This window comes from Caballeronia jiangsuensis, from assembly GCF_046030135.1.
Taxonomy (GTDB): Bacteria; Pseudomonadota; Gammaproteobacteria; order Burkholderiales; family Burkholderiaceae; genus Caballeronia; species Caballeronia jiangsuensis.
Genome location: NZ_JAQQDB010000011.1, coordinates 1 through 23,869, shown reverse-complemented (window position 1 = coordinate 23,869; position 23,869 = coordinate 1). Strand labels below are relative to the sequence as shown.

Annotated in this window: 15 protein-coding genes; 13 read left to right on the top strand and 2 right to left on the bottom strand. The window is 61.1% G+C overall.

Annotated elements, in window-relative coordinates; all coding sequences use genetic code 11:
- The first annotated feature begins 268 nt into the window (after window positions 1–268).
- The 3 genes from traJ (at window position 269) to PQR08_RS13480 (ending at window position 2,945) form a co-directional block, all read left to right on the top strand.
- The gene (traJ, locus tag PQR08_RS13490; RefSeq protein WP_408161424.1) at window positions 269–640 is read left to right on the top strand and encodes a conjugal transfer transcriptional regulator TraJ; all 372 of its coding nucleotides are present in this window, start codon (window positions 269–271) and stop codon (window positions 638–640) included.
- A 421-nt stretch (window positions 641–1,061) separates the two neighbouring features.
- A complete protein-coding gene (locus PQR08_RS13485) occupies window positions 1,062–1,310 on the top strand; it encodes a hypothetical protein (protein ID WP_408161422.1) in 249 nt (82 codons plus the stop codon).
- A 1,326-nt stretch (window positions 1,311–2,636) separates the two neighbouring features.
- On the top strand, window positions 2,637–2,945 hold the full coding sequence (locus PQR08_RS13480) for a hypothetical protein (RefSeq protein ID WP_408161420.1): 309 nt from the start codon (window positions 2,637–2,639) through the stop codon (window positions 2,943–2,945).
- 220 nt (window positions 2,946–3,165) lie between these two features.
- On the opposite strand, the gene PQR08_RS13475 is transcribed toward PQR08_RS13480, so the two are convergent.
- Window positions 3,166–3,468: a hypothetical protein gene (locus PQR08_RS13475; protein WP_408161419.1), complete on the bottom strand. Its 303-nt coding sequence runs from the start codon at window positions 3,466–3,468 to the stop codon at window positions 3,166–3,168.
- A 705-nt stretch (window positions 3,469–4,173) separates the two neighbouring features.
- On the opposite strand from PQR08_RS13475, the gene PQR08_RS13470 reads away from it, so the two are divergent.
- The 10 genes from PQR08_RS13470 to PQR08_RS13425 all read left to right on the top strand — a co-directional run bounded on the left by PQR08_RS13470 (window position 4,174) and on the right by PQR08_RS13425 (window position 22,371).
- Window positions 4,174–4,545 (top strand): DUF2513 domain-containing protein, encoded by a 372-nt coding sequence (locus tag PQR08_RS13470; RefSeq protein ID WP_408161417.1) that lies wholly within the window; start codon window positions 4,174–4,176, stop codon window positions 4,543–4,545.
- Between the two features lie 28 nt (window positions 4,546–4,573).
- Window positions 4,574–5,500 carry a tyrosine-type recombinase/integrase gene (locus PQR08_RS13465; RefSeq protein WP_408161589.1) on the top strand — a complete coding sequence of 309 codons (927 nt, stop codon included), beginning with the start codon at window positions 4,574–4,576 and terminating at the stop codon, window positions 5,498–5,500.
- Between the two features lie 94 nt (window positions 5,501–5,594).
- A complete protein-coding gene (locus tag PQR08_RS13460) occupies window positions 5,595–6,008 on the top strand; it encodes a hypothetical protein (protein WP_408161415.1) in 414 nt (137 codons plus the stop codon).
- On the top strand, window positions 6,005–7,378 hold the full coding sequence (locus tag PQR08_RS13455) for a ParA family protein (protein ID WP_408161414.1): 1,374 nt from the start codon (window positions 6,005–6,007) through the stop codon (window positions 7,376–7,378). The genes PQR08_RS13460 and PQR08_RS13455 overlap by 4 nt, the downstream gene beginning before the upstream one ends.
- A complete protein-coding gene (locus PQR08_RS13450; protein ID WP_408161412.1) occupies window positions 7,368–8,804 on the top strand; it encodes a hypothetical protein in 1,437 nt (478 codons plus the stop codon). Before PQR08_RS13455 ends, PQR08_RS13450 begins: the two co-directional genes overlap by 11 nt.
- A 519-nt stretch (window positions 8,805–9,323) precedes the next feature.
- Complete coding sequence (locus tag PQR08_RS13445) at window positions 9,324–9,545, top strand: helix-turn-helix domain-containing protein (protein ID WP_408161410.1); 222 nt, start codon at window positions 9,324–9,326, stop codon at window positions 9,543–9,545.
- 135 nt (window positions 9,546–9,680) lie between these two features.
- Complete coding sequence (locus tag PQR08_RS13440) at window positions 9,681–14,801, top strand: DEAD/DEAH box helicase family protein (RefSeq protein ID WP_408161409.1); 5,121 nt, start codon at window positions 9,681–9,683, stop codon at window positions 14,799–14,801.
- Window positions 14,798–17,596: a DEAD/DEAH box helicase gene (locus tag PQR08_RS13435; RefSeq protein ID WP_408161407.1), complete on the top strand. Its 2,799-nt coding sequence runs from the start codon at window positions 14,798–14,800 to the stop codon at window positions 17,594–17,596. The genes PQR08_RS13440 and PQR08_RS13435 overlap by 4 nt, the downstream gene beginning before the upstream one ends.
- Window positions 17,596–21,453 (top strand): Eco57I restriction-modification methylase domain-containing protein, encoded by a 3,858-nt coding sequence (locus PQR08_RS13430; protein WP_408161405.1) that lies wholly within the window; start codon window positions 17,596–17,598, stop codon window positions 21,451–21,453. Before PQR08_RS13435 ends, PQR08_RS13430 begins: the two co-directional genes overlap by 1 nt.
- Window positions 21,454–21,579: 126 nt before the next feature.
- Window positions 21,580–22,371 (top strand): HNH endonuclease, encoded by a 792-nt coding sequence (locus tag PQR08_RS13425; RefSeq protein WP_408161403.1) that lies wholly within the window; start codon window positions 21,580–21,582, stop codon window positions 22,369–22,371.
- 128 nt (window positions 22,372–22,499) lie between these two features.
- Here PQR08_RS13425 and PQR08_RS13420 read toward each other — a convergent pair whose 3' ends face one another.
- Window positions 22,500–23,645: a site-specific integrase gene (locus tag PQR08_RS13420; RefSeq protein WP_408161588.1), complete on the bottom strand. Its 1,146-nt coding sequence runs from the start codon at window positions 23,643–23,645 to the stop codon at window positions 22,500–22,502.
- Window positions 23,646–23,869 lie beyond the last annotated feature (224 nt).

Here is a 23,869-nt window from a genome sequence, read left to right as displayed (position 1 = left end):
AGTCGCGAAAAAAAGCGTTCAATTTGCGAGCAACGCTGCAATGATCATGGCGTTGATCGGTTTTGTCTTGATTATTTCCACAACTTTCGCTGAAACGTACTGCGAATTTTCCGGGCAAGATAGGTGAAGTAGGCCCACCCGCAAGCGGGCGGACCTTCTTCACTTTTCCTTATTCGCGCTCCGCGCTCAACGGAATCGTGCTAAGGCGAATGGTCACCTCGTGGTGACGACGGCCCGACCAGAGGGCGCATACCGAATGAACGCCAGAATGGATAAGGAAGTGAAGGCCACCCGAAAAGGTTCTACGCCAATCAAAGTGTGGTGTTTGCCGGAGGAGAAGGCGAGCATTGAAGAGAACGCGCGTAAGGCAGGAATGAGTGTTTCGATGTACCTGCGTAACGTCGGAATGGGCTACCGCATCAAGGGAGTCATCGATGCAGAGCTAGTGCTAAAGCTCGCCAAAATTAATGGAGATCAAGGGCGGCTTGGTGGCTTATTAAAGCTGTGGCTGACAAATAGTGAAAAACTTAGCTCGCAGGATCCTGAGCAAATGCGCAGGGTTATTCATGGCGTGCTCGAACGGATTGTTACGATGCAAATAGCAATGCTCGATCTCGTTAAAAAACCAGCTGCCCGGTAGCCCATCTTCAGTCGTCATCGTCATGCTTTTCCAATAAGTGGCTACTAATTTAACCGCTTCCAATGAAAGCGATTAACGCCGGCTATTCCGGTCGCCTGAAGTTGCCGCCATTCGCGGACTGCAAAAGAAGAGCGTATTGACTCTTCGGCTCTCCGACGGTGTCTTCAAACGACCGTCAGATCTCGCCGCTAAATTTTCAGTCCAGTGCTCTTGCCTGCTCGCCGGGAACGGTCCAGTGTTCCGAATGTGCGGTTGCCGTTATCGCCCGAAGCTGGCGCGCTAGGCGGATTTAGCGGCTAAATTTCGCTCTTGAACGAGGACATGTCGAGCTTTGTGACGATGCGGACTGGTGTGTATAACTCGCCGACGAAGAATATGCAGCAGATGAGTACGACGGTGAATACGTGGTAAAGGAGAATAAATGAGCGGAGACAGGATAGTTGAGCAGAGCGAGGGCGGATGTACAACGCCGTGGAAGACGTACTACGAGCTGTTTGATGACGAGGTGTTGAACGTCGAAATCCAGGGGGTTGATTTCGAGGTGTTGGTGGTTCGACAGAAGGCTTCGATTCTATTGCGGTTGCCGCGCGAGTTGGCTCGGCAACTCGGGTTCCGCGTGGGGGAGAGGTTCTGGGAGGAAGGCCCTGACGGTATCCCAGACAGCGCATAGGTCATCTGTCACAAGCGCTGTTGACAAACGAGGGACAGGACAGAACGTCTATTCGGTTTGGGTCAACGTATTCCCGACCATCAAGAATGTCTTGATGCTTTTGAAGAACGTCACTATGTTTTCCTAAAAACGCGGGGGATTGCATGAAGGATGTGACAGATCGTAGGACATTTGAGTTGCCGGCGTTCTCGGATCAGACACTGGTAACGCAGCGGGTAGCGTCGGAGCTGCGCGAGGGGGGCCTCTTGACGGCCTTTGCGTTGGTTCGTGTTCCAGGCGGATGGGTGGTTCGCTTCTTTGGAACTAGAGATCGAGCGGTGGCATTGCGAGCGGTTAAGGATGGGGCCGCTCGTGTGTTTAAGTCGTTGGATGCTGCGGCGTCGGCGGTCGAGGTTGTTGGATTTGAAGTGCCGGCGCTTGGGACCTCGGTTTGATGGGGTGGTCAGGTCGCAAAGCGGCACGTTCGACGCGGAAGCCGCGCCCGTTCGAGCTGGACATTAGAGCCATTCTGCGTGAGCGGCCGTTTGAAGCGGTCTTAGCAGCCGGTCAACCGGCGTATGTGTCGGCTCCGGAAGGGATGGACGGGATTTTGAAGGTGTATCCGAACGGTCGACGGGAGCTGGTGACCTTTGACCTGCAAGGCGAGCATTTGATAGCGGTTTTGCCGAGCCATAAGAGACCGCGGCGCTATTCCATCAAGCCCCGTCTTAAGACACCGCCGAAGGCGGCGGACGGAGGTTTACGGCCCGAAAGAAACAAGCGCTCGGTAGAAGGGGTTGAGAACCCCACCCGACTGCCGAGCGGCGAGCTGGATTAATAACAAGGGATGACCGATGGTGGAGCGGGAAACGCGTAAGCGCGTTCCCCGATTGCTGCGTCCGTCCAGAAAGCCAATGACCCTGTAGACGACTCCTGCCGTTCATCTCCGCTTCGAATCGGCGTATCGACAAGGAGAAGGACGAGCCCCACAGGAGTTGAGTCGATAGCAACCAACCCCGCCCCCGTACTGTCAACGTAGAGGCGGCGGCACGATTTTTCGCACGGCTTGAATCAACAACATCAAGGCGCGGTTGTTTCGGGGCTTTCGACGCTCATCCCGGTCCCGTAAGGGCCTCGAAGCCGTGCCTCGCGGCTTGAGATTGTGCAAGAGGCCCTGAATCTGCGCGCGATGGCATCAATGACAATGGCGCGTAAGGCCGTCAGCTCCCGTTCGTTGACAGTACGGGGGCGCGCGGTTTGTTCAATCCCGCAGACTAGAACGGCGAGTTTGTGCGGAGCTGTAATCGAAGCGATGTGACAGTGGACCGTGCGCAAGCGAGGCCTGACATGAACCCGGAACTAGCTGCCGAACTGGCAGAAGATGCGCAACTGAAGACGGCGATACGCGAATTGCGGAAGCTGAGGAAGGACAGCGAAAAGCTTAATCGTGCGTGGTCGGAAACGTGGGTGGCTCGTCAAAAGTACGAGCGAGACTACGCATTCATGGTCAAGCAACTCCGGGAACGGGAGGACCGTATCATGGACGAGCTCAGGCCCTATCTCGCGAAGATCGAGGAGCTTGAGAAACAAGTAAGGAAGCTGGGCCGAAAAATTCGAAAGCGACACGCCAACAAAGGTCGTCCTGAAGTGGGATAGGTCTTTCAGAGTTAAAGGCCCCCTTGCAGCTCAGCGCTGATATTCCCAGTGCTTCGGTGCTCAAACCTGGCGAAAGCTTGCGACGACAGTCGCGATTCAGAGGCTAAACCTTGCCAATCGAACAGCACACTGCCCCTAAGCTAATATCATGAACGCACCGCTAACGACCTACGGCCGATGCGAAGAAGCTGGCGAACTCTGCAGATTTAGCGGCTAAACTTCATTCAGCCTCGGAGTTGGACCTACTATGAAAGATGACCAATTCAAAGGTCTGCCAGATGATACGGACGAGTGGATTCGTCTTCTGCAATCCGACGATGGCCGTGCAGCGCGCGAGCATCTTGACGCAGGAAGGGCGATTTAATACCGTGATGCGGATACCCCCATCGGGCTGTGTATTAAGAAATATCCGGATGGGCACCGGGAACTTGTAAGATTTTCCGTGGAGCACGGAGAGCAGTTTATCTCCAGCCTCTCGCCATGCGTTCGGCTCGGTCTTCTGGATGGCAAGCTCGATATTCACGATGACTTCAACGACCCCCTGCCGCCTGATCTACTCGACCTATTTGAGAGCGTTGCGAAATCTACAAAAGCAGCTAACGATGCTTTGGATGATGCCCTGGCTTTCATTGATGAGTCAAACGTTCGAATCGAAAGGCTGACGAAGGCCGAATGAACTTAAACGGCTGTCTTCGGGCACCCACACCCGACGCATCGGAGCGGGGCTGAGACCCTGAGCTCTGCCTTGAAAGTGAGTGGGCACGTCAACGTCATCATCTGTTTCAAATACGTTGTCTCTACAGTTTTCTGTTTCGAGACGGGGGTTATTGTGCGCACGTCGTGCGCACACGTGGTTGCTCTATGAGAGGCGCACCTATATATGATAATGTGCTTTATCATATAAAACCGGTGAACGATGCACTGGCTGTGGACATGGGGTGGGGTGTGCTTCGGCTATCGTGAGGGGACAACTTATGGACTCACGGCGGTCGCCATGTGGGCCGCTTTGTCGGCAGCGAGGTGTAGGCGTCGAACGGCGTCTATCTGGGCGAGGTGAGGAACGACAACCGCCCGATCACTAACCGGACGAAGACCGGCTGGCGAAAGAATGGTTTTGCGCGAATCGGAAACCGAGCAGGCTATGCGCGTTACGCAAACTACGCTGGGTACGCGATGTATGCCGGTTCGAGGACTTTCCGGCGCCGGAGGCGTTGCGATGAAGCGTGACATGGATCTGATCCGTGAGCTGATGCTCAAGCTCGAGGCACTACCGATACGACCGAGCGCCGTCGTGCATCTGCCGCCCGATGCGACAGAGGTGCAAGTAGACGGCTATGACACCGATCAGATCGAGTATCACCTGTCACTGATTGAAAGAGCCGGCTTGATTGACACGGGCGGCCTCCGGCCAATGATTGGGATTGGCTTTCGCAGCCTGAGCTGGTCCGGGCACGATTTCCTGGACTCAGTACGCAGCCCTGATGTGTGGGACAAAACCAAGCAGGTCGCGTCTGCCGCAGGTGGATTCACGGTCGAACTGCTTGTGTTTGCCGCGAAGACGTACCCGGAAGGCAAAATTAAGGGGCTGTTCGGTGGCTAGCGCAAACCTTGCCCTTCCAGCGCATCCGATGATGCCGGCGCTAATCACGTCAGCCGGCGACCGGGCCAGCATCCGCTTCCTCGAATTTTTTACGTCGGCGATCCGTAACCCGCACACGCGCCGTGCGTATGCGAGGGCCGCGGGGGATTTTCTGAGCTGGTGTGCCAGCGCCGGCGTGACCTCGATCACCGCCGTGCAGCCGCTGCACGTCGCCGCCTGGATCGAGCTGCAGACCCAAGCGCACGCTGCACCGACCGTCAAGCAACGGTTGGCGGCGATCCGCCACCTGTTTGACTGGCTCGTAACCGGCCAGATCATGCCGCACAACCCGGCCGCATCAGTGCGCGGGCCGAGTCACACCACGAAGCAGGGCAAGACGCCGGTGCTCGAGGCGAGCGAAGCGCGCCAGCTGCTCGACAGCATCGATGTGAGCACGCCGATCGGACTGCGGGACCGGGCGCTGATTGCGCTGATGGTATTTTCGTTCGCGCGCATCGGCGCGGCGCTGGCAATGCGGGTCGAGGACGTCTATATGCAGCAACGGCGGCTTTGGGTGCGCTTGCGCGAAAAGGGCGGCAAGGCCCATGCGATGCCGTGTCATCACACACTGGAGGCGTATCTGCATGCGTACCTGGAAGGCACCGGCCTCGTGGCGGAGCCGAAGGGGCCGCTGTTCCGCACCATCCGGCGTGGCACCGGCGAGCTCGGTGACACCCCGCTGCCGCAGGCGAACGCCTACGCGATGGTGCGGCGCCGCGCGCTGGCCGCGGGGATCGCGACGGCCATCGGCAACCACACGTTTCGCGCAACCGGCATCACCGCCTACCTGAAGAACGGTGGGACGCTTGAGAACGCGGCAGCGATGGCCAATCACGCGTCGACGCGCACCACCCAGCTGTATGATCGCCGGGGCGACGACGTCAGCCTGGACGAGGTAGAGCGGATCAGAGTTTGAGGAGCAACGTTAAGCTACACTTTCGGCCGGCGCCGTACTGCCAAACCGATGGACCAATTTCACGCAAACAATATATCTCTGGAAGAACGATTCGATGAGTACGGATTTCCTCGACGCACATCAACGTCACTGGGACGATGCAGAGCATCTGTTAGCGGCGGGGCGTTGGGCTAACGCCGATCACTTGTATGGCTTGTCAGCCGAGTGCGGCCTGAAACGGTTGATGATTGCTTTCGGTATGGAGACTAATACAACCGGTGTTCCCAAAGTCAAGAAAGACAAAGTACACGTCGATGAAGCATGGGACCGTTACGAGAGCTATCGATCAGGACATTGTCTGGGAGCAAACTACCCGCTACCACTGAGCAATGCCTTTGACACTTGGAACGTTTCCCAGCGTTATGATCATCGAATGTATTTTGATCAGGCGGTCGCACAAGCGCATCGTGCAGGAGCGGACACAGTCAAGAACCTGATTTCACAAGCCCAGCAGGCAGGCGTCATATGACTACGTTTGACCAAACACTTCCAATTGTCTCGAATATTTTGGATGGTCATCGAGACGTTCTGGCAGCCCTCACCCCGATTGTTGTTAATCGCGATCTCAACGGGAGAATTCGGTTGATCGTGGGTGAGGAGCTGCGCGACGCCGCTGATGCTACCGCTCCACTCGATGCCATAACGGCTGAATTGGCCGAAAAACTTGGTCCCCATGGGTTCCCTGCTAGACGCGCAGATAGCGTAGGGCCTAAAGCCGATGAACGGCCATACTCGCATCGCCCGACAACCAATCCTGGGCTGTTATTTGAGTCTGATATTGACTCCTTGCTCCGCGGTGTTGCGCACTTTGCGCTCCCCGGCTTCGACGGTGTTCATGTTGTCGACCGCCTCGCTACCGAAACCAATTGGGCATCCATTGCTCCGGTTACTGCCGGCGCACCGCGCATCGCCTTTTTTTCAATCAAAGGCGGTGTTGGGCGATCGACCGCGCTTGCTTCTTCTGCTTGGGCTTTGGCTCAACAAGGGAAGCGAGTCCTGGTCCTCGACCTCGACTTGGAATCTCCAGGTTTATCTTCTTCTTTGCTACCAGACGATCGACGACCCACTTATGGCATCGCTGATTGGTTGGTCGAAGATTTAGTTGGAAATGGCGACCAAGTATTTGACTCGATGGTGGCGACGAGTACGTTATCGCACGACGGCGAAATTTATGTAGTTCCTGCTCATGGTCTAGATCCAGGGGAGTATATAGGAAAGCTGGGGCGCGTCTGGATGCCAAAGGTGAGCGCGAACGGCGTGAAAGAAGGGTGGTCAGAACGCCTGCGGCGGTTAATCGATGCACTGGAACAACAGTGGCAACCAGACGTCATCTTGATCGATTCGCGTGCCGGTATTGACGAAATCGCGTCGGCCTGTGTGACCGATCTCGGCGCCAACCTCGTGCTTCTTTTCGCCATTGACGGCGAACAGACATGGTCCGGCTACCGAATCTTGTTTCGCCATTGGCGCACCGCTGGCGTGGCGCGAGACATTCGAGAGCGCCTGCAACTTGTGGGTGCAATGATTCCAGAAGTGGAGAGCGCAGACTATTTCAAGGGCCTCTGTGAGCGAGGGTGGAATGTGTTCGCAGAAGAGCTCTATGACGACGTGCCCGCCGGGGTAGCTGCGGACGACCTATGGAGTTTTGCCGAGTCGGACGATACTGCCCCGCACTATCCTTGGCCGATCCGCTGGCATCGAGGTTTCGCAGCGCTGCGTTCATTGCATACGCGCATCGAGACGGTCGACCCCCAAGAGGTTACAGCGGTGTTCGGGCATCTTCTCGTTGAGCTAGCGGTTTTGACTGATGCCGATGAGGGATTGAGACATGATGAGTGACGTTCAAGCAACACGTCAGGCCATTGTTGAGGCATTGCCGCTCACGACGTCAAACCACGGGGAAGAGCCTAACCACCGCTTTGTATATGTGCCTCCTGCGCACATCAAGGCGCTTCGCTTGGAATGCAATTTGGTGGTTGGCGCTCGTGGGGTAGGTAAGTCGTTTTGGACAGCAGCACTGAGTTCTCAGGTACTACGTACGTCATTGGGGCAATCGATTCGCGATCTAGAACGCACTGATGTGCATATCGGTTTTGCAGTTTCGCCGGATATTGACTCCTTTCCGACGGACGACGTGTTCGCACATCTGATGCTGAATGGAGCCTCTCCCTACGATGTCTGGCGTGCAGTAGTCGTTCGTTGGATCGCGAAAGCGATTGATGAGACTGTCCCAGTGAACGACTGGAGTACCACGGTCAATTGGGTCAAAGAGAACCCCGAGCCTCTAGCCCGTCTCGTGCATCGCACCAACCAAAAACTTCTCGAAGATAATCGCTATGCGATGATTGTCTTCGACGCCCTTGATCGCACAAGCAACGATTGGCGGACGATGGATGGAATCGTGCGGGACTTACTGAGGGTCGTACTTTGGTTGAAGTCGTATCCACGACTACATGCCAAAGTGTTCCTTCGTGAAGATCAGTTTGATCGCACAATCACAGACTTCCCGGATGCGTCGAAGCTCTTGTCTACCAAGGCCGATCTGACGTGGGCCTCACACGATTTGCATGGTTTGCTCTGGCAAATGTTTTGCAATGCCCAAGACGGCCATGGGACTATCCTGCGCGAAAAATATCGAAAAGTAGTTGGAGTTCTTCCGTCGGAACGCGACGGCGTTTTCCAACTTTCCGAGGAGGTGAAACGTGATGGTCCCAAACTACGGGGGCTGTTTGAGGAGATTGCAGGGCCTTGGATGGGGCGCGATCGCCGTCGCGGGATTCCCTATGTTTGGTCCGTGAGTCATTTGGCTGATGGTTTAGGACGTACGTCCCCCCGCTCGTTTCTGGCAGCCATTCGCGCTGCTGGCGACGATTCAATCGATAAGTATCCTGACTACACTTTTGCGCTCCACTACGAAAGCATCAAACGTGGAGTGCAGAAAGCTTCAGAAATCAGAGTTGCAGAAATGGCCGAGGACTACCCTTGGGTAACCCGAGTTATGGATCCGTTGCGCGGGTTGACAGTGCCATCGAATTTTTCCCTTATCGAGGAGCGATGGAAGGACGGTATATCTGATGTACTAGGAACCGCATCTATCGACCGTCTTCCCCCACAACATGCTGCACGCGGATGGCGTGGTGTGCGGAACGATTTGGAACGCCTTGGAATTTTCGAAACGATGAAAGATGATCGAGTAAACCTACCCGATTTATATCGGGTAGGGTTTGGCCTAGGCCGCCGTGGGGGCATTCTGCCGCTTAAGTGAGCGCGATAGCTCTGTGGCGGGCGCGTACGATATCGATGACCGACTTAGGAATAGCAGTCGCAGAGAGGAAAGCGCGGCGCGCGAGCTCCGAAGAGGTGGCCCGCCGCGCCCGTACTTTTATTTCTTCTTCGGCTTGCTTGACGTCGCGTCCTTGCGCTGAGCGAGATCCGACGCGGCGACCTCCTTCTCGCTCTTGTCGACTTCGGTTCCCTCAATGCTTGCCTGCGGGAGACGCGGGCTTCTTTCCCGTTGCCACGGTCACTTCACGTTTTGGCTTGAAACGGGGGCGACAAGATTGTGCAATTCCCGTAGAAAGCGTGCAGACCGCTACGCCAAGAAAACGGTGGTTTTCTGAGGACGGCCAAGATGTCGTTTGGTCAGCTCGTTACGGCCCTTTCGTCTGTTAAAATTTCCATCAATTAATCAGCGTCCGGCAACTGTTAATGAATCAACGGATAGGCTATGCCGTGTTCCTGCAGATGACCAAAACTTGAGCCTGCAACTGACCTAGTGCAGATCGTGGCCGATCTGGAAAGCTCCGGTGTCGGCTTTGAGCGCCTGACTGAGAAAATCGAACAAACAAACAGTGCGGCGGGCAAACTTGGGGAGATGCAGGTGCGTGAGATTAAGGTGCGACATCGCGACCCAAGCATCAAGGTGACGGACGTGGCACGTCGCGATGGGCTATCGAGAACCACCCTCTATAAGCATGTCGTGGTCGTCGCCTGGCGTCACCCGTAAACATTGCGGCTGAGATTCCACGATCAAACTAATCCGATATTTGGCCAAGTTGGTACAGCCAACTCGTACGCGGTTTTGAACGGCATTCTGAGTTGCTCAACATTGTCATGGGGTGCCATGACTAGGGGAAGGTAGATGAATGTATTCGACCTCGATGCGGACCTGCTGAGCCGCTACGAAGCTTTCGCTCGCTCGTTCACTATGATCCGGGCGCAAGATATTCGCGCGCAGGTCGAAGCGATCTATCGCAGCGGGAAGTTCTGGCCCGAGCCGTTAATTGGAGTGAATCCGCATTTCGAGCCCGGCCGTGCGCTGGTGGATCTGGTGGAAGAGGGTGTAGTCGACCCGGACTTGCCTAAGGTCTTTGCCTTCGGCAAAGATCGCTCGGCGATCAGCCTGCACCGCCACCAGGACCAGTCGCTATCGAAGGCGCTGCAGGGGCGTAACTACATCGTCACCACCGGCACTGGCTCAGGCAAGTCGCTGTGCTTCTTCGTGCCGATCATCGACCGCATCCTTAAGGCGAAGCGCGCCGGCGCCGCGCCGAGTACCCGCGCGATCGTGATCTATCCGATGAACGCACTGGCCAATTCCCAGCGCGAGGAACTCGAGAAATTCATTGAAGGCTGCGGCATCGATCCACATCTCAAGCCGACCTTCGAGCGCTACACCGGCCAGGAGAGCGACGCCGAACGCAAGCGCATCGCCGCGGCCAAGCCCGACATTATCCTGACCAACTTCATGATGCTCGAACTGCTGATGACCCGGCAGGACGGAGTCGACCAGGAAGTCGTCGCTAGCATGGAGGGGCTGGAGTTCCTCGTGCTTGACGAGCTGCATACCTATCGCGGGCGGCAGGGGGCCGACGTCGCAATGCTGGTGCGGCGTGTACGCGAGCGTCTGGGCGCGCAGGACATGCTGTGTATCGGCACCTCGGCGACGATGGCCTCGGGCGACGAAGATGCTGGGCGCAGGGCGGTGGCGAAGGTCGGCACGACACTGTTCGGTAGCCCGGTCCATGAGGACGACGTCATCACCGAGAGTCTGTCGCGCTGTACCGAGGGCGTGGCGCGGCCTGAGGCTCTCAACGCAGCGGTGCTGCAGCCTGAGCCGGTGCCGGCCGACTACGAAGCGTTCCGCCGCGATCCGTTGGCGGTGTGGATCGAGATGCACATCGGCCTTGACGAGCAGGAAGCCCGCCGCCGTCGCAAGCCGCAGACGCTGACCGATGCAGCGGCAACGCTGGCGGACCATACCGGCCTCGACGCCGCGCTCTGCCGAAAGGCGCTGGAATTGCGCCTCATTGCGATGAGCGAGTGCAAGGACGAGCGCGACCAAGCGTTCATGGCCTTCAAGCTGCATCGCTTCCTTTCTGGTGCGGGCCATGCTCATGCCACCTTGCAGCCCGCCGGAGCCCGCCGCGTCGCGTTGGCCGCTGAGAAGTACGACCGCGAGGATCGTGCGGCACGCCTGTACCCGGTGTTCTTTTGCCGCGAGTGCGGACACGAGGCGCATTCAGTTTCGATCGACCACGAGGGCACCGTGGTCGCCCGCCCAATCGACCAGACCCCGAGCGACGGCATCGACAGCGACGGATGGCAGCATGGCTTCCTAGTGCCTGACGCTGATGGCGCGCTGGCGTTTGCGGGCGATCCCGGGGATTATCCCGACGACTGGTTGGAACTGACCAAGGCCGGCGACCCGCGCCTGAAGTCGAGCCATCGCGGTAAGCACGACGGCCGCATGATGCTGCTCGGTGCTGATGGGCGCGGGAACCTGGACGGGGTGCGGGCCTGGTTCTTCCCTGGCAAGTTCCGCTTCTGCCCGCATTGCCGCAACCAGCCTCCGCCGCAGGCGCGCGACATCAACAAGCTGGCAGGCCTCTCGGCAGAGGGGCGCAGTTCGGCAACGACGCTCATCACCGCCACCACGCTCGACTGGATGGAGCGCGGACAGGTCCCCGCCGAGAAGGCGCGGCGCAAGCTGCTGGGCTTTACCGACAATCGGCAGGACGCGGCGCTTCAGTCGGGCCATTTCAATGACTTCATCTTTGTCACCCTGCTGCGTGGGGCAATGCTGCGGGCGGTGCGCGCTGCCGGGGACGGGGGCCTCGGGCACGAGCAGTTCGGTGACGCATTGCGGCGCGCGCTCGGCTTCGATCCCGAGGACAAGGGCCGTCGCGCGGCCTGGATGTTGGACGAGAACCCCAAGGGCTTTGCTGCGCTTGACGACGCGAAGACTGCGATCAACCGCGTGCTCGCCCACCGCCTTTGGAACGATTTGCGCCGGGGCTGGCGCTTCACCAACCCTAACCTCGACCAGCTCGAACTAATCCGCGTCGACTATCCTGGCGTCGCTATGTTGGCGCAGGATGAGGAAAGCTGCAGCGGCGAGGATCAGGATCAGGAGAGCCTGACCGACGCGCAGCGCCGGGGCTTCGCGATCCTCTCGGCGATTCCGGCCGACACGCGGCGGGCGATGTTCCGCGACTTATTCGACACCATGCGCCAAGGGCTAGCGGTGGCGGTCGATGCGCTCGATCCGGTGGAATTGGAGCAGGTCGGCCAGAAGTCGCGCAGCGTGCTCAAGGATCCTTGGGCGATCAGCGCCGAGGAGCAGTACAAGGATCTCAATTTCCTCAACACGCTGGTCGTCGGCCTACAGGCGGGTAAGCATGACCGCGTGGTGCGCGTATCGGCCCGTAGCGGGCTGGCGCGCCGACTGGTCAAGGCGGCGGGCGTGGAGATTCACCTCGCCGAGCGCGAACCGCTACTGGAGGCGATGCTGGCGGCTGCGGCGAAGCATCAGGTAGTGCGCCAATTCTCGGTCGGGCCGCTCGCGGGCTGGCGGCTTGCGCCGGGCGCAGTGCGTCTCAGGCCGGGCGAGGACAAGCTCGAGAACGGCAAGGGCAACGCCTTCTTCGCCGGCCTCTATTCTGACATTGCAGCGCGGCTCGGTACGCCGGGCGACCTGCCGATGGCCTTCGAGGCGCGCGAACATACGGCGCAGGTCGACGCGATGCTGCGTGAACTTCGCGAATGCCGCTTCCGCTTCGGGGCTAACGACAAGATCCGCATGGCCGAAATGGCGGGCGAGGCGCGCGTCATCAACGAGAAGCGCGATTTCCTGCCGCTGCTTTACTGTTCGCCGACGATGGAGCTGGGCGTCGACATCTCGCAACTCAATGTCGTGTACTTGCGCAACGCGCCGCCGACTCCGGCTAACTACGCCCAGCGCGCGGGCCGCGCCGGGCGCAGCGGACAGGCGGCGCTGGTCATCACCTACTGCGCCGCGCAAAGCCCGCACGACCAGTATTACTTCGAGCGGCGGATCGACCTCGTCGCCGGCATCGTGAAGGCACCGGCAATCGACCTCGTCAACGCCGACCTCCTTTCCGCCCACGTCCATGCCGAGTGGCTTGCGGCGGCGAAGGAGTCGCTGGGCAAGTCGATCCCTGACAACCTTGACATGGACGCCGAGGGCCTGCCGGTGAAGCGTACCACACTCGCCGCCTTCGCCACGGCGACGGCAGACGCGGCAGCTCAGGCGCGGGCAGGGCGCATCGTCGCATCGGCCCTTCCCGCCGAGGGTACGGCGCAGATTGGAGATCCCGTCGAATTCGTCGCCGCCCTATGGGGTGAGAGCGCGACGAAATTCGACACCGCTTTCCGACGCTGGCGCGAACTCTACCGCTCCGCCTCCCAGGACCGTGACGAGGCGCATCGCATCGGCCAGCGCACCGGTCTTGGCGCTCAGGAGCGTCGCGAGGCGCGGGCGCGCTATGTCGGTGCGGACAAGCAGGTGGAGCTGCTGGCGTCTGGAGTGTCTTCGCAAAGCTCGGACTTCTATGTCTATCGCTATTTGGCAACCGAGGGGTTCCTCCCAGGCTACAACTTCCCCCGCCTGCCGCTCTACGCCTTCGTAGATGCCGACAAGTCGTCCACCGTGCTGCAGCGCCCGCGCTTCTTGGCAATCGCGGAGTTTGGGCCGAACAGCCTCGTCTACCACGAGGGCAAGGCGTATCGCTGCAATCGCGCGAAATTGCCCTCCGGGTCCCGTAACGAGAACAACGCGCTCGTCACGCGCACGCTGAAATGCTGCCAGTCCTGCGGTGCTGCGCACGAGAGCGAGACCCAGGAGCGCTGCGTGGTCTGCAACGATGCACTGACTGATGAAGGGAGGCTTTCGAAGCTCTACCGCATCGAGAACGTCGACGCCGTGCCGGGAGCGCGGATTACCGCCAACGACGAGGACCGGCAGCGGCGCGGCTTCGACTTGCGCACGATCTTTGAGTGGGATCCGCGGCGGCAGGAAGACCTGCTGCTCAAGGCCAACGCAAGCCCGCTGGCGGTGCTGTGCTACGGCCCGCAGACGAAGCTCTCGCGCGTCAACCTGGGCCTGCGGCGGCGCAAGGAGAAGGCGCATACGGGCTTCGACATCGATACGCTGACTGGTCGCTGGCTCAAGGATCCCGAGGCGGACGACGATCAGGGTGAAGACCCCAAGGTCGCGCGCCGCCAGTCCATCGTGCCCGTGGTGGAGGACACCAAAAACACCCTGCTGGTGCGCTTCGACCAGGGCCTTGGCCTCTCCACCGCGCAGATGGCGACGCTCCAGCACGCGCTGATCCGCGCCATCGAGGCCGAGCATGTGCTGGAGACGGGCGAATTGCTTGGCGAGCCGCTGCCTACGCGCGAGGATCGCAAGGCGATCCTGCTCTATGAAGCGACCGAGGGGGGCGCGGGCGTGCTTAAGCGGCTGATGGATGGCCCGGAACGCTGGCATCGCATCGCCGAAGTGGCGCTGGACCTCATGCACTTTAAGCGGGGTGAGGATGGTCACCTGCACGATTCGGAAGATGCCTGCGTCGCTGGGTGCTACCGCTGCCTGCTGTCCTACTATAACCAGCCCGACCACGAGATGATCGACCGCGAGGACGAGAAGGTGCGCGAAGTGATCGAGCGCATGGCGCGCTGCGAGCGCGACCGTCCGGCCGATGGTGCTGCGACCGACGACGATCCGTGGCTGGTGGCGCTTGCCCTCTGGAACGCGCCCGCGCCACGATCCGAGATCGTCGCCGGCGCCGCCTGGCCGCTGTGCTGGCCGGACCTGCTGGTCATGGCCGTCGCCGGAACGCCGCCGCCTGAACTCGTCGCCCGCTGCGTGGCGATCGGGCGCGACCTCATCGAACTGCCGGAACTGCCCGGCGAAACCATGCCGCCCGCGTTGGCGGCGGCGCTTGGAGTGTCCGCATGAATGCCCCCCTCTCGACCGGCCAGTTTCAGACCGGCGATCTCGTAAAGGCCCGCGAGCGTGAGTGGATCGTGATCGGCAAGCCTGGCGAGGGCCTGATGCGGGTGCGCCCGCTGTCCGGTTCGGAGGAGGATGCCATCGTCATCGCCACCGCGCTGGAACGGACCCCTATCCAGCCTGCTACTTTCGACCCGCCAAGCTCCGACCAACTCGACACGCAGGACGCGGCGCGTATGCTGGCAGACGCGCTGCGCCTTTCGCTGCGGCGCGGGGCGGGGCCGTTCCGCAGCGCCGCGCATCTCGGCGTCGAACCGCGTGCCTATCAGTTGGTTCCGCTGCTCATGGCGATGCGCCTCGAGGTGAAGCGCCTGCTGATCGCCGACGACGTAGGCATCGGCAAGACCATCGAGGCGGGCATGATCCTGCGCGAGATGCTCGACCGCAGCGAGGTCGACCGCTTCACCGTCCTGTGCCCGCCGCACCTCGTTGACCAGTGGGTGGGGGAGCTGGCAGAGAAGTTCGACATAGATGCCGTTGCTGTCACTTCCGGCCGCGCTCGCTCGCTGGAGCGAGGCCTCGCGCCGGGCGACACTATTTTCGCGGTGCATCCCTTCACTGTCGTTAGCCTCGATTACATCAAGGCCGATAGCCGCCGCGCCAGCTTCGCCCAGACCTGTCCTGAATTCGTCATCGTCGACGAGGCGCATACCTGCGTGGGCGGCAACGAGAACGGGACGCACCAGCGCTTCGCCTTGCTCGAAGCGCTGGCCGAGAAGACTGGGCGGCACCTGCTGTTGCTTACCGCCACCCCGCACAGCGGCAACCAGGATGCCTATGCGCGCCTGCTCAGCCTGTTGCATTCCGATCTTAACGGCAGTCCCGATGCGCCCGACGCCAACGCCGTCGAGCGCTACCGCCGCCGACTCGCCCAACACTTCGTTCAGCGCCGCCGCCCCGACATCGCTGACAAGTGGGGGGAGACTCGCGCCTTTGCTACTCGGATGAAGAAGGACGCGCCCTATGTGCTCGCTGGCGACTTCCAGAACTTCCAAGAGGACGTGCTGGATTACTGTGTCGGCGTTGCCTCTCGCGTAGATGGCGAGAAGGCGCGCCGCCTGGCCTTCTGGGGCACTTTGGCGCTGATGCGCTGTGTCGGCTCCTCACCCGCCGCCGCGCTCAGCGCCCTGCGCAACCGACTCGGCGGCATGGCCGAGCAGGACGCGCTCGAACCCATCCTGTTCGACAGTGATGAGGGCGATTTCGCCGACACCGATCTCGAACCCGCTACCGCCGTCGATACCGAGGAAGCCGCCGAACTGCGCGCCCTGATCGCCAAGGCGGAAAGACTGGTCGCCGGCTTCGACAAGGACCCCAAGCTGCGCGAGCTGACCAGCTGGGTCACCAACTTGACGAAGGAGAAGGGCGCACGCCCAGTCGTCTTCTGTCGCTTCATCAACACCGCCGAGGCCGTCGGCGCGGCGCTGCAGGCGGTATTCAAGAAGCACAAGGTCGAAGTCGTCACCGGCCGCCTCACGCCCGAGGAACGCCGCCTACGCGTCGAGGCACTTGACGACTATCCCGACCGCATCCTCGTCGCTACCGACTGCCTGTCCGAGGGCATCAACCTGCAGCGGATGTTCAACGCCGTGGTCCACTACGACCTCAACTGGAATCCCACCCGCCACCAGCAGCGCGACGGGCGTGTCGACCGCTTCGGCCAGCAGGCGACGGAAGTCTGGTCGCTGATGATGTTCGGCGAGAACTCGATCATTGACGGCGCCGTCATCAAGGTCATCAAGGACAAGATGGAGCGCATCCAGAAGGAAACCGGCGTCGTCGTCCCTGTCCCCGAGGATTCCGCCAGTGTCTCCAACGCGCTGATGCAGGCCATGCTTCTCCATTCCAGCAGGCCCCGCGCGCAAGGCATGTTCGACTTCGGCGACGCTGCCACGAAGCTCGACGACCAATGGAAGAACGCTGAGGAGGACGCCCGCCGCAGCCAGACGCGCTATGCTCAGTCCGCGCTCAAGCCCGAGGAAGTTCTCCCCGAATGGCATCGCCTGCGCGCCCTGCTCGGCGGACCGGAGGAAGTGAGCCGCTTTACCCGCCGCGCGCTGTGGCGCATCGACAAGCCGCTCGGCGAGCAGGGCGCGCACTGGCACGTCCACTACGACGACATGCCCCAGCAGCTGCGCGAGCGGCTCGCGGCGCGCAGGCTCACCGGCACCCGCGCGATCGGCTTCGAGGACAGCCTGCCGCCCGAGGTCGCCCATGTCGGCCGCACCCACCCGCTCGTCGCGCTGTTGGCCGAGACGATGGCCGAGGGCGCGCTCGATCCCGCCTCTGTCGAGGGCAAGGCCGCCCTCGGCCGCGCCGGGGCTTGGCGCACGCGCGCGGTGGATACGCTAACCACCGTCCTGCTGCTCCGCTTGCGCTTCAAACTGACCACCAGCGGCCGCCGCACCCTGTTGGCCGAGGAAGCCACCGCGCTCGCCTTCGGCCCCGCCGTCACCGAGGCCTTCGTGCTGGGCGCGGATGCGCTTGCGCTGCTGGAAGCCGACGCCAGCGGCAATATCGAGCCTTCTGTGATCGCCCGCCAGATCGACGCGGCGCTTGCCCGTCTCGATGGTTACCAATCTGCCATCGCTGCCCACGCTAGGACGCGCGCAGCTCAATTGTCCGAGGATCACGACCGCGTGAAGACTGCAACCCGAGGCGAAGGCGCTACCACCGATGTGGAGCCCGTACTGCCTGCCGACGTCATAGGCCTCTACGTCCTCGTACCGGAGGCGAACTGATGGCGCGCCTTTCCCGCGCCGCCGAGCTTGGCCTCGACGCCGTCACGATCGAGGGCGGCTTGATCGCCCCCGAGCAGGTGCAGAAAATCGCCGCTGCCCCCGCCACGCCCAAGCTCGCCGCCAGCTATGACTGTCCCCGAGGCACCAGCCTGAACGACGAGATTGCGCGCTACTTCCGCATCGGCCAGGCGCTCTGGTCAGACTACGGGAGGATCGAGCACAAGACCGTCACGCACACCGCTCGGTTCGCGCACGACCTGCTTTCGCAGTGCTTTGGCTTCGATGACCTCGCCGGCCCGGTGGATCACGCCGAGGGCAACCGTCGCTACCGCCTTGCCTGGGAGGCCAGGGAGGGCCGCGTCCCCATCGTTGTGGCAGCGCCTGCTGTAGGCCGTGAGACGTTCAACCTCTCCGCGCCCGAGTTCGGCGACGGTGCGGGCGGTGGCCGCCTCAAACGTAGTCCTGTCTCATTGCTGCAGGACTGGCTCAACAGTGCCGACGAGGCACTGTGGGGACTCGTCTTCGCGGGTGACAAGGTGCGCCTGATGCGAGACAACGCCAGCCTCACCCGCCCCGCATGGATCGAGGCAGACCTCGGCGCTATCTTCCGTGAGGAGATGTTCGCCGACTTCACCGCTTGGTGGCTGCTCACCCACGTCACCCGCTTCGGCGCGGCGGGGGCGCCGCCGTCCGACTGCGCGCTCGAAGAATGGCGCACCGAGGGGCTAAAGCAGGGCGAGACCGCTCGGGCCGACCTCTACAAGAACGTGAGGCAGGCCCTCGTCGAACTTGGCCAAGGCGCCGTCGAGGCCGACCCAGACTTGCGCAAGCAACTCGTCGATCAAGCCACGCTCACAGCGTTCTTCGAGGAACTGCTGCGCACCGCCTACCGCCTGATTTTCCTCGCCGTCGCCGAGGACCGCGACCTGCTCCACCCCGGGCGCGTCAGCCAAGAGGCACGCGCTCTCTATCGCGACAGCTATTCCTTCGGTTTCTGGCGCGAACGCGCGCGCCGCCGGGTGGCGCGCGATACGCATCACGACGCTTGGGAGGCGATGAAGATCACCGTCGCCAGCCTGGAGCACGGGCAGGAGCTGCTCGGCCTTCCCGCGCTCGGCGGCCTGTTCGCCGCCGGAGCGACGCCGATGATGAACGGCTCGAAGATCAGCAACCGGCGCTTTCTGACCGCGCTGTTCCACCTCGGCTTCATCATGCGCAATGGTGCGACGCACCGCATCAACTGGCGCGACCTCAAGACGGAGGAGCTGGGCAGTGTCTACGAGGGCCTGCTGGAGATCACTCCGCAGCTGGGCACCAATGACGTCTTCGACCTCAACGACAGCGTGAGCGGCAATGCCCGCAAAACCAGCGGCAGTTACTACACGCCCGACAGCTTGGTGGAGTCGCTGCTCGACAGCGCGCTCGATCCGGTGCTCCAGAAGGCGGAGGACGAGGCCGACACGCCCGAGCGTAAGGTTGCAGCGATCCTCGACCTTAAGGTGATCGACCCGGCCTGCGGATCGGGCCACTTCCTGCTTGGTGCCGCCCGCCGCATGGCCGACCGTGTGGCGAAGTTGCGCAACGAGGACGCCGGCAAGGAGGAGACGCAGGCGGCCCTGCGTGATGTCGTCAGCAGCTGCATCCACGGCGTCGACCGCAATCCGATGGCGGTGGAGCTCGCCAAAGTGGCGCTGTGGATTGAAAGCGTATCGCCAGGCAAGCCGCTCGGCTTCCTCGACGGCAACATCCGCTGCGGCGACGCGCTACTGGGCGTGTTTGACCTTGACGCGTTGGAACAGGGGATCCCCGACGAGGCATACAAGCTGCTGACGGGGGACAGCCAGGACGCGGCGAAGCATTACCTCAAGGTCAACCGTGACGCCAAGACCGGGCAGGGCGCGTTCGACTTCACGGGGGGCGGCGGGGCGATGCCTCCGGCGAAGTTGGCGGCCAACCTGAGCGTGATCCGCAGGATGCCCGAGGACACCGTGGGCCAGGTGGAGAAGAAGCGCGAAGCATACGCGGCCTGGCGCCACGACCCGGCGCGCCAGGCCACCCACGTCGCCTGCGACCTCTACGTCGCCGCCTTCCTGCTGCCCAAGACCGAGGTTCCCGCCAGTTACAACGAGGGGCTGGTGCCGACGACGGCCGACGTGCGGTGGCAACTAGCGGGCCAGCAGATCAACAGCCAGCTCTACGCCGCCACGCTGGAAGTGTCCGAGGCCGCGCGCCTGCTGCATTGGCCGCTCGCATTTCCGGACGTTATGATCGAGCGGGGTGGCTTCGACGTGGTGCTTGGCAATCCGCCGTGGGATACGATGAGCCCTGACGTGAAGGAGTTCTTCTCAGCCTATGAGCCCGAGATCCGCTTCATGTCACCCAACGATCAGAAGCATCGCCTCGATGAGTTGCTGGAAAACGATGGGCTTGCGACCGCGTGGGAGGAAGAAAAGAGTCGTCTGTATCGAACGGCCAACTTCCTTCGCAAGGGTCAACGGTTCACGCTCTTCGCAGAGGGCAATCTCGGCAAAGGTGACTTCAACGTTTACCGTATGTTCGTCGAGTTTGCATTCCGCGCCGTCAGACCCGGCGGCGTGGCTGCGCAAATCGTGCCTGAAAACTTCTACAACGGCGCCAACGCCGCAGCGCTGCGAGAGTTCGTATTTAACCAAATGCACCTGCTGGCGCTGGTGACTTTTGAGAACACGCGGCAGGTCTGGTTCGATATCGATAGCCGTCAGAAGTTTTGTCTATACGCGTCGGCATCAGGCGGGGCGACCACAACCGTTCCGGCGGCATTCGGCATCAACAGCGAGGCCAAGCTCGCAGACTTGCCTGAGCCACTGCCGTTCCAGATACCACTGTCGCTCGTTCACGAGCTTAGCCCTGCGGCTCTCGCCGTCCCTGAGTTCGCCGATCCGCGCGACGTGGCGATCGCGCGGAAGATGCACGCGCGCCTACCCTCGTTTGGCGCTGCGATCGCAGACGCCAACGACCGCATTTACATGCGCGAAATCGACATGGGCAACGACCGCGACTTCTTTGGTGAAGATGCCGATGGTTTGCCGCTGTTCGAAGGAAGGATGGTTGAGGCATTCGACTATCGCGCAAAGGAATATGTCAGCGGGCGAGGGCGCCAAGCAGTATGGAAGGCGCTGCCATTTGGCGATACAGGGAAACGAATAGCGCCGCAATGGCACATTCCGTTGGCGGACGTGCCGGAGAAGACCGTCGATCGAACAAAGTCCTATCGCATCGGCTTCTGTGACGTCGGCGGCGTGACCAATCAGCGCTTCCTGATGGCTGCTATTATCCCGCCGGGCAGCCTGTGCGGCCACTCCGTGCCGACGATCATGTTCGAACCAAATGATGACAGGTTGCACCTGTTCTGGCTTGGTCTGGCCAACTCCTTCTGCCTCGATTTTCTAGCGCGTCAGAAAGGCGCATTGCACATGACGCTGACGCTCGTGGATAGCTTGCCACTGCCGCGTCGTTATACAGACTCGGCAGTCGAACAGGCTATCGTCGCTCGGGCGGCTAGACTGAACTGTAGCGGCACGGAGATGGCAGCGCTCTGGGCACGACTTCCTAGTTCCTCGTTTGATCTGCCTCCTGCAGATGATCCGGAAGCACGGCGTTTGTTGCGTGCAGAACTCGACGTCCTGGTCGCTCGCGACTTCTTCGGCCTGACCCGCGACGAGATGCGTTACCTACTCGACCCCTCATCGGTCCTCGGTCCTGATTGCGGCATTGAGACTTTCGGTGCGCTCAAACGGGCGGAGACGCGTAACGGGCAGCCCTTCACCTCGTTCGACCTAATCATGGAGGCCTGGAATGCGCTTGATGTCCCTCGCTGATCTCACGGTAACCAGCCACTCCATGGCACCCGTCGCGTGGGACGAGGACCGTGCCCGCCGCCTCATCCTCGCCGCTTACGACGCGCTTGTCGCCAAGGGCCTGCGTCCGCGCCTGGAAGGTCATCGATGACTTCCACCGCTCTGCGCCGTCCCGCCCCACATCCGATCCTGCGGACCGAACTCGAGCAGGCCGCGTGGAACCATGGCTATCGCCGCCCCAATGGCGAGGCGGACGGGTGGCTATGGTTCCGCTCGGACGAGGGTGTGCCCGGCGAAGTGGCGCTGGCCTGCGGGGCGGGCGACGACGGTGCGCCTTGGTTCCTCGCGGTAGAGCATGCAGGGGTGGCGCAAGTCCTCACTTCCGAGTTGCCAGAGGCGGTCGCCGGCCCGGCCCCGCCGCCGTGCAAGGGCGTCTTCGCCTTCGTGCGGCAAGCTGAGATGCGCCGCGCGCTGAGCCGAGCTTTCCATCTCGCGCGCAGCCTGCCGACCTTCCCCTTCAGCCAGTTTGAGACCGAAGTCGCTGGGCTGGGCGATACCGAGATCGACCGCATCGTCCGCCAGCGCGTGGGACAGAGGTTCTTCCGCGCCGCGCTGATGGATTACTGGGGCAGCTGCCCTCTCACCGGCGTCAGCGATCCCGCGCTTCTGCGCGCCAGCCACATCGTCCCTTGGGCCGAATGCGCCAGCGACGCCGAGCGGCTCGACGTGTTCAATGGCCTACTTCTGTGCGCTCACTGGGACGCCGCCTTCGACGCGGGGCTGGTGAGCTTTGCCGATGATGGCACGGTGATAGCCAGCCCGGACCTGAGCGCCAAGGCGCAAACAGTTCTAAGCCTATCAAATGTACGGCCTCTTCATCTTGAAGCTCCGCACCGCTTAAAACTGGCGCGCCATCGCAAGAGGTTTGGCTTCGAGTAGACAAAGTTCCGTCGCTAGCCGCCTAAAAATCGTCGGGCTTCGCAACGATCCGCTTGTCGCCCCGGCCTCCGAAGGCTAAGGCGCCCGACGACAGTTCTAGGGGATGCGTGCCTTCACGCTGCTACGGGTTAAGACAATTTCTTTGCTAGATCCTCTGCCCGCGGGTGGTAGTAACGCATCAACATGCGCGGATCTTTGTGGCCAGTTATCTTTGTTAGTTCATGCATGGGGAAGATCGACGCTAGGCGGGACGTCGCCTCATGTCGCAAATCGTGAAAGCGAAGGTCTGTCAGAAACTTGCCATCGGGCCGTCGGCTGGCTTCTCTGCACTCTTCGAGGTAGCTTTTACGCGCACGCGCTACAGCACGCTCAAAGGCCCTCGTAACTGCGTCGCTGCGAATTTCGAACACTCTCCGTTTTTCGTCGCCTACGCCGTCACTTGTGGGGGCAACTTTGGGGGCATCCTCGGTTTCGGCGCGATTGTCCTTCAGGGCTTGTAGGACCGCCATAGCTCGGGGCGACAACGGCACGTCGCGGGCGTCTCCATTTTTCGTAGCTGGCAGATGAGCGACTCGGCGCTTGAGATCCACGTGTTCCCATTGCAGCGAAACGATTTCTCCCCGGCGCATAGCCGTTTCAACGGCCAGCCAGATGATAGCGGGCAGTAGCGCAGAGTTACTAGCCGTGACAAGACGCTCGAGCTCGCCATCCTGCGCGCCCCGCTCCGACTCGAGATCGTCGGCGTCTGGAACTCCTGCCGCTGGTTCGCCGCGCGCAATGCGCCGCGTCCGCGCGTTATTCGGCTGGGGTTTCCGAACTAGCTCAACTGGATTTGACAGGCTTTCCATGCCCCATTCCTTGCGGGCAACGTTGAACACATGCGAAAGAACAGCCAAGCGGCGCAGGACAGTGGCAGGTTTGTAGTCCTTCAGCCATTCATCTCGAAGTTTCGCAATGTCGGCGCTCCGGATTGTGGCTAAAGGCCGCTTTGCCAAGTCAGCGGCTTGACAGACCTTTAAGACGGAAGCTTCTTGTGCAGCTCCCTTCTTTGAGAGCGAGATTTCTTCCTCATAGCGTTTCAGCGCTTCGTAGAGAGTTGTTGCCTCGGCCTCGTTGCGGCTGACCCATATCCCACGCGACATTTCCGATTCGATCATACTGGCCCAGGCTTCCGCCTCGGCCTTGGTCGTAAAGGTCTTGCTTTGCGCGGGGTAGCCGCGCCGGCGTACCTGTGCCTCCCATTGGTACTGCCCACGCTTTCGGATGGTCGGCATTTCTCGATGCTCGCTTGAATGGAGTGTGGCGATATTGTGGCAAAAAATCGAGAAAAGCGCTGCAAGCAGCGTACTTATTGGTGTGTTTTTCGCATTCGCAATGCGAAGGTCGGGAGTTCGATCCTCCTCCTCCCACCACGAATTCAAAGGGCTTGGCTTAAACACCAAGCCCTTTTTCATTCCCCCGCCCGCCTGCCTCTTGTCCCCATCGCGCTAAACTGAAT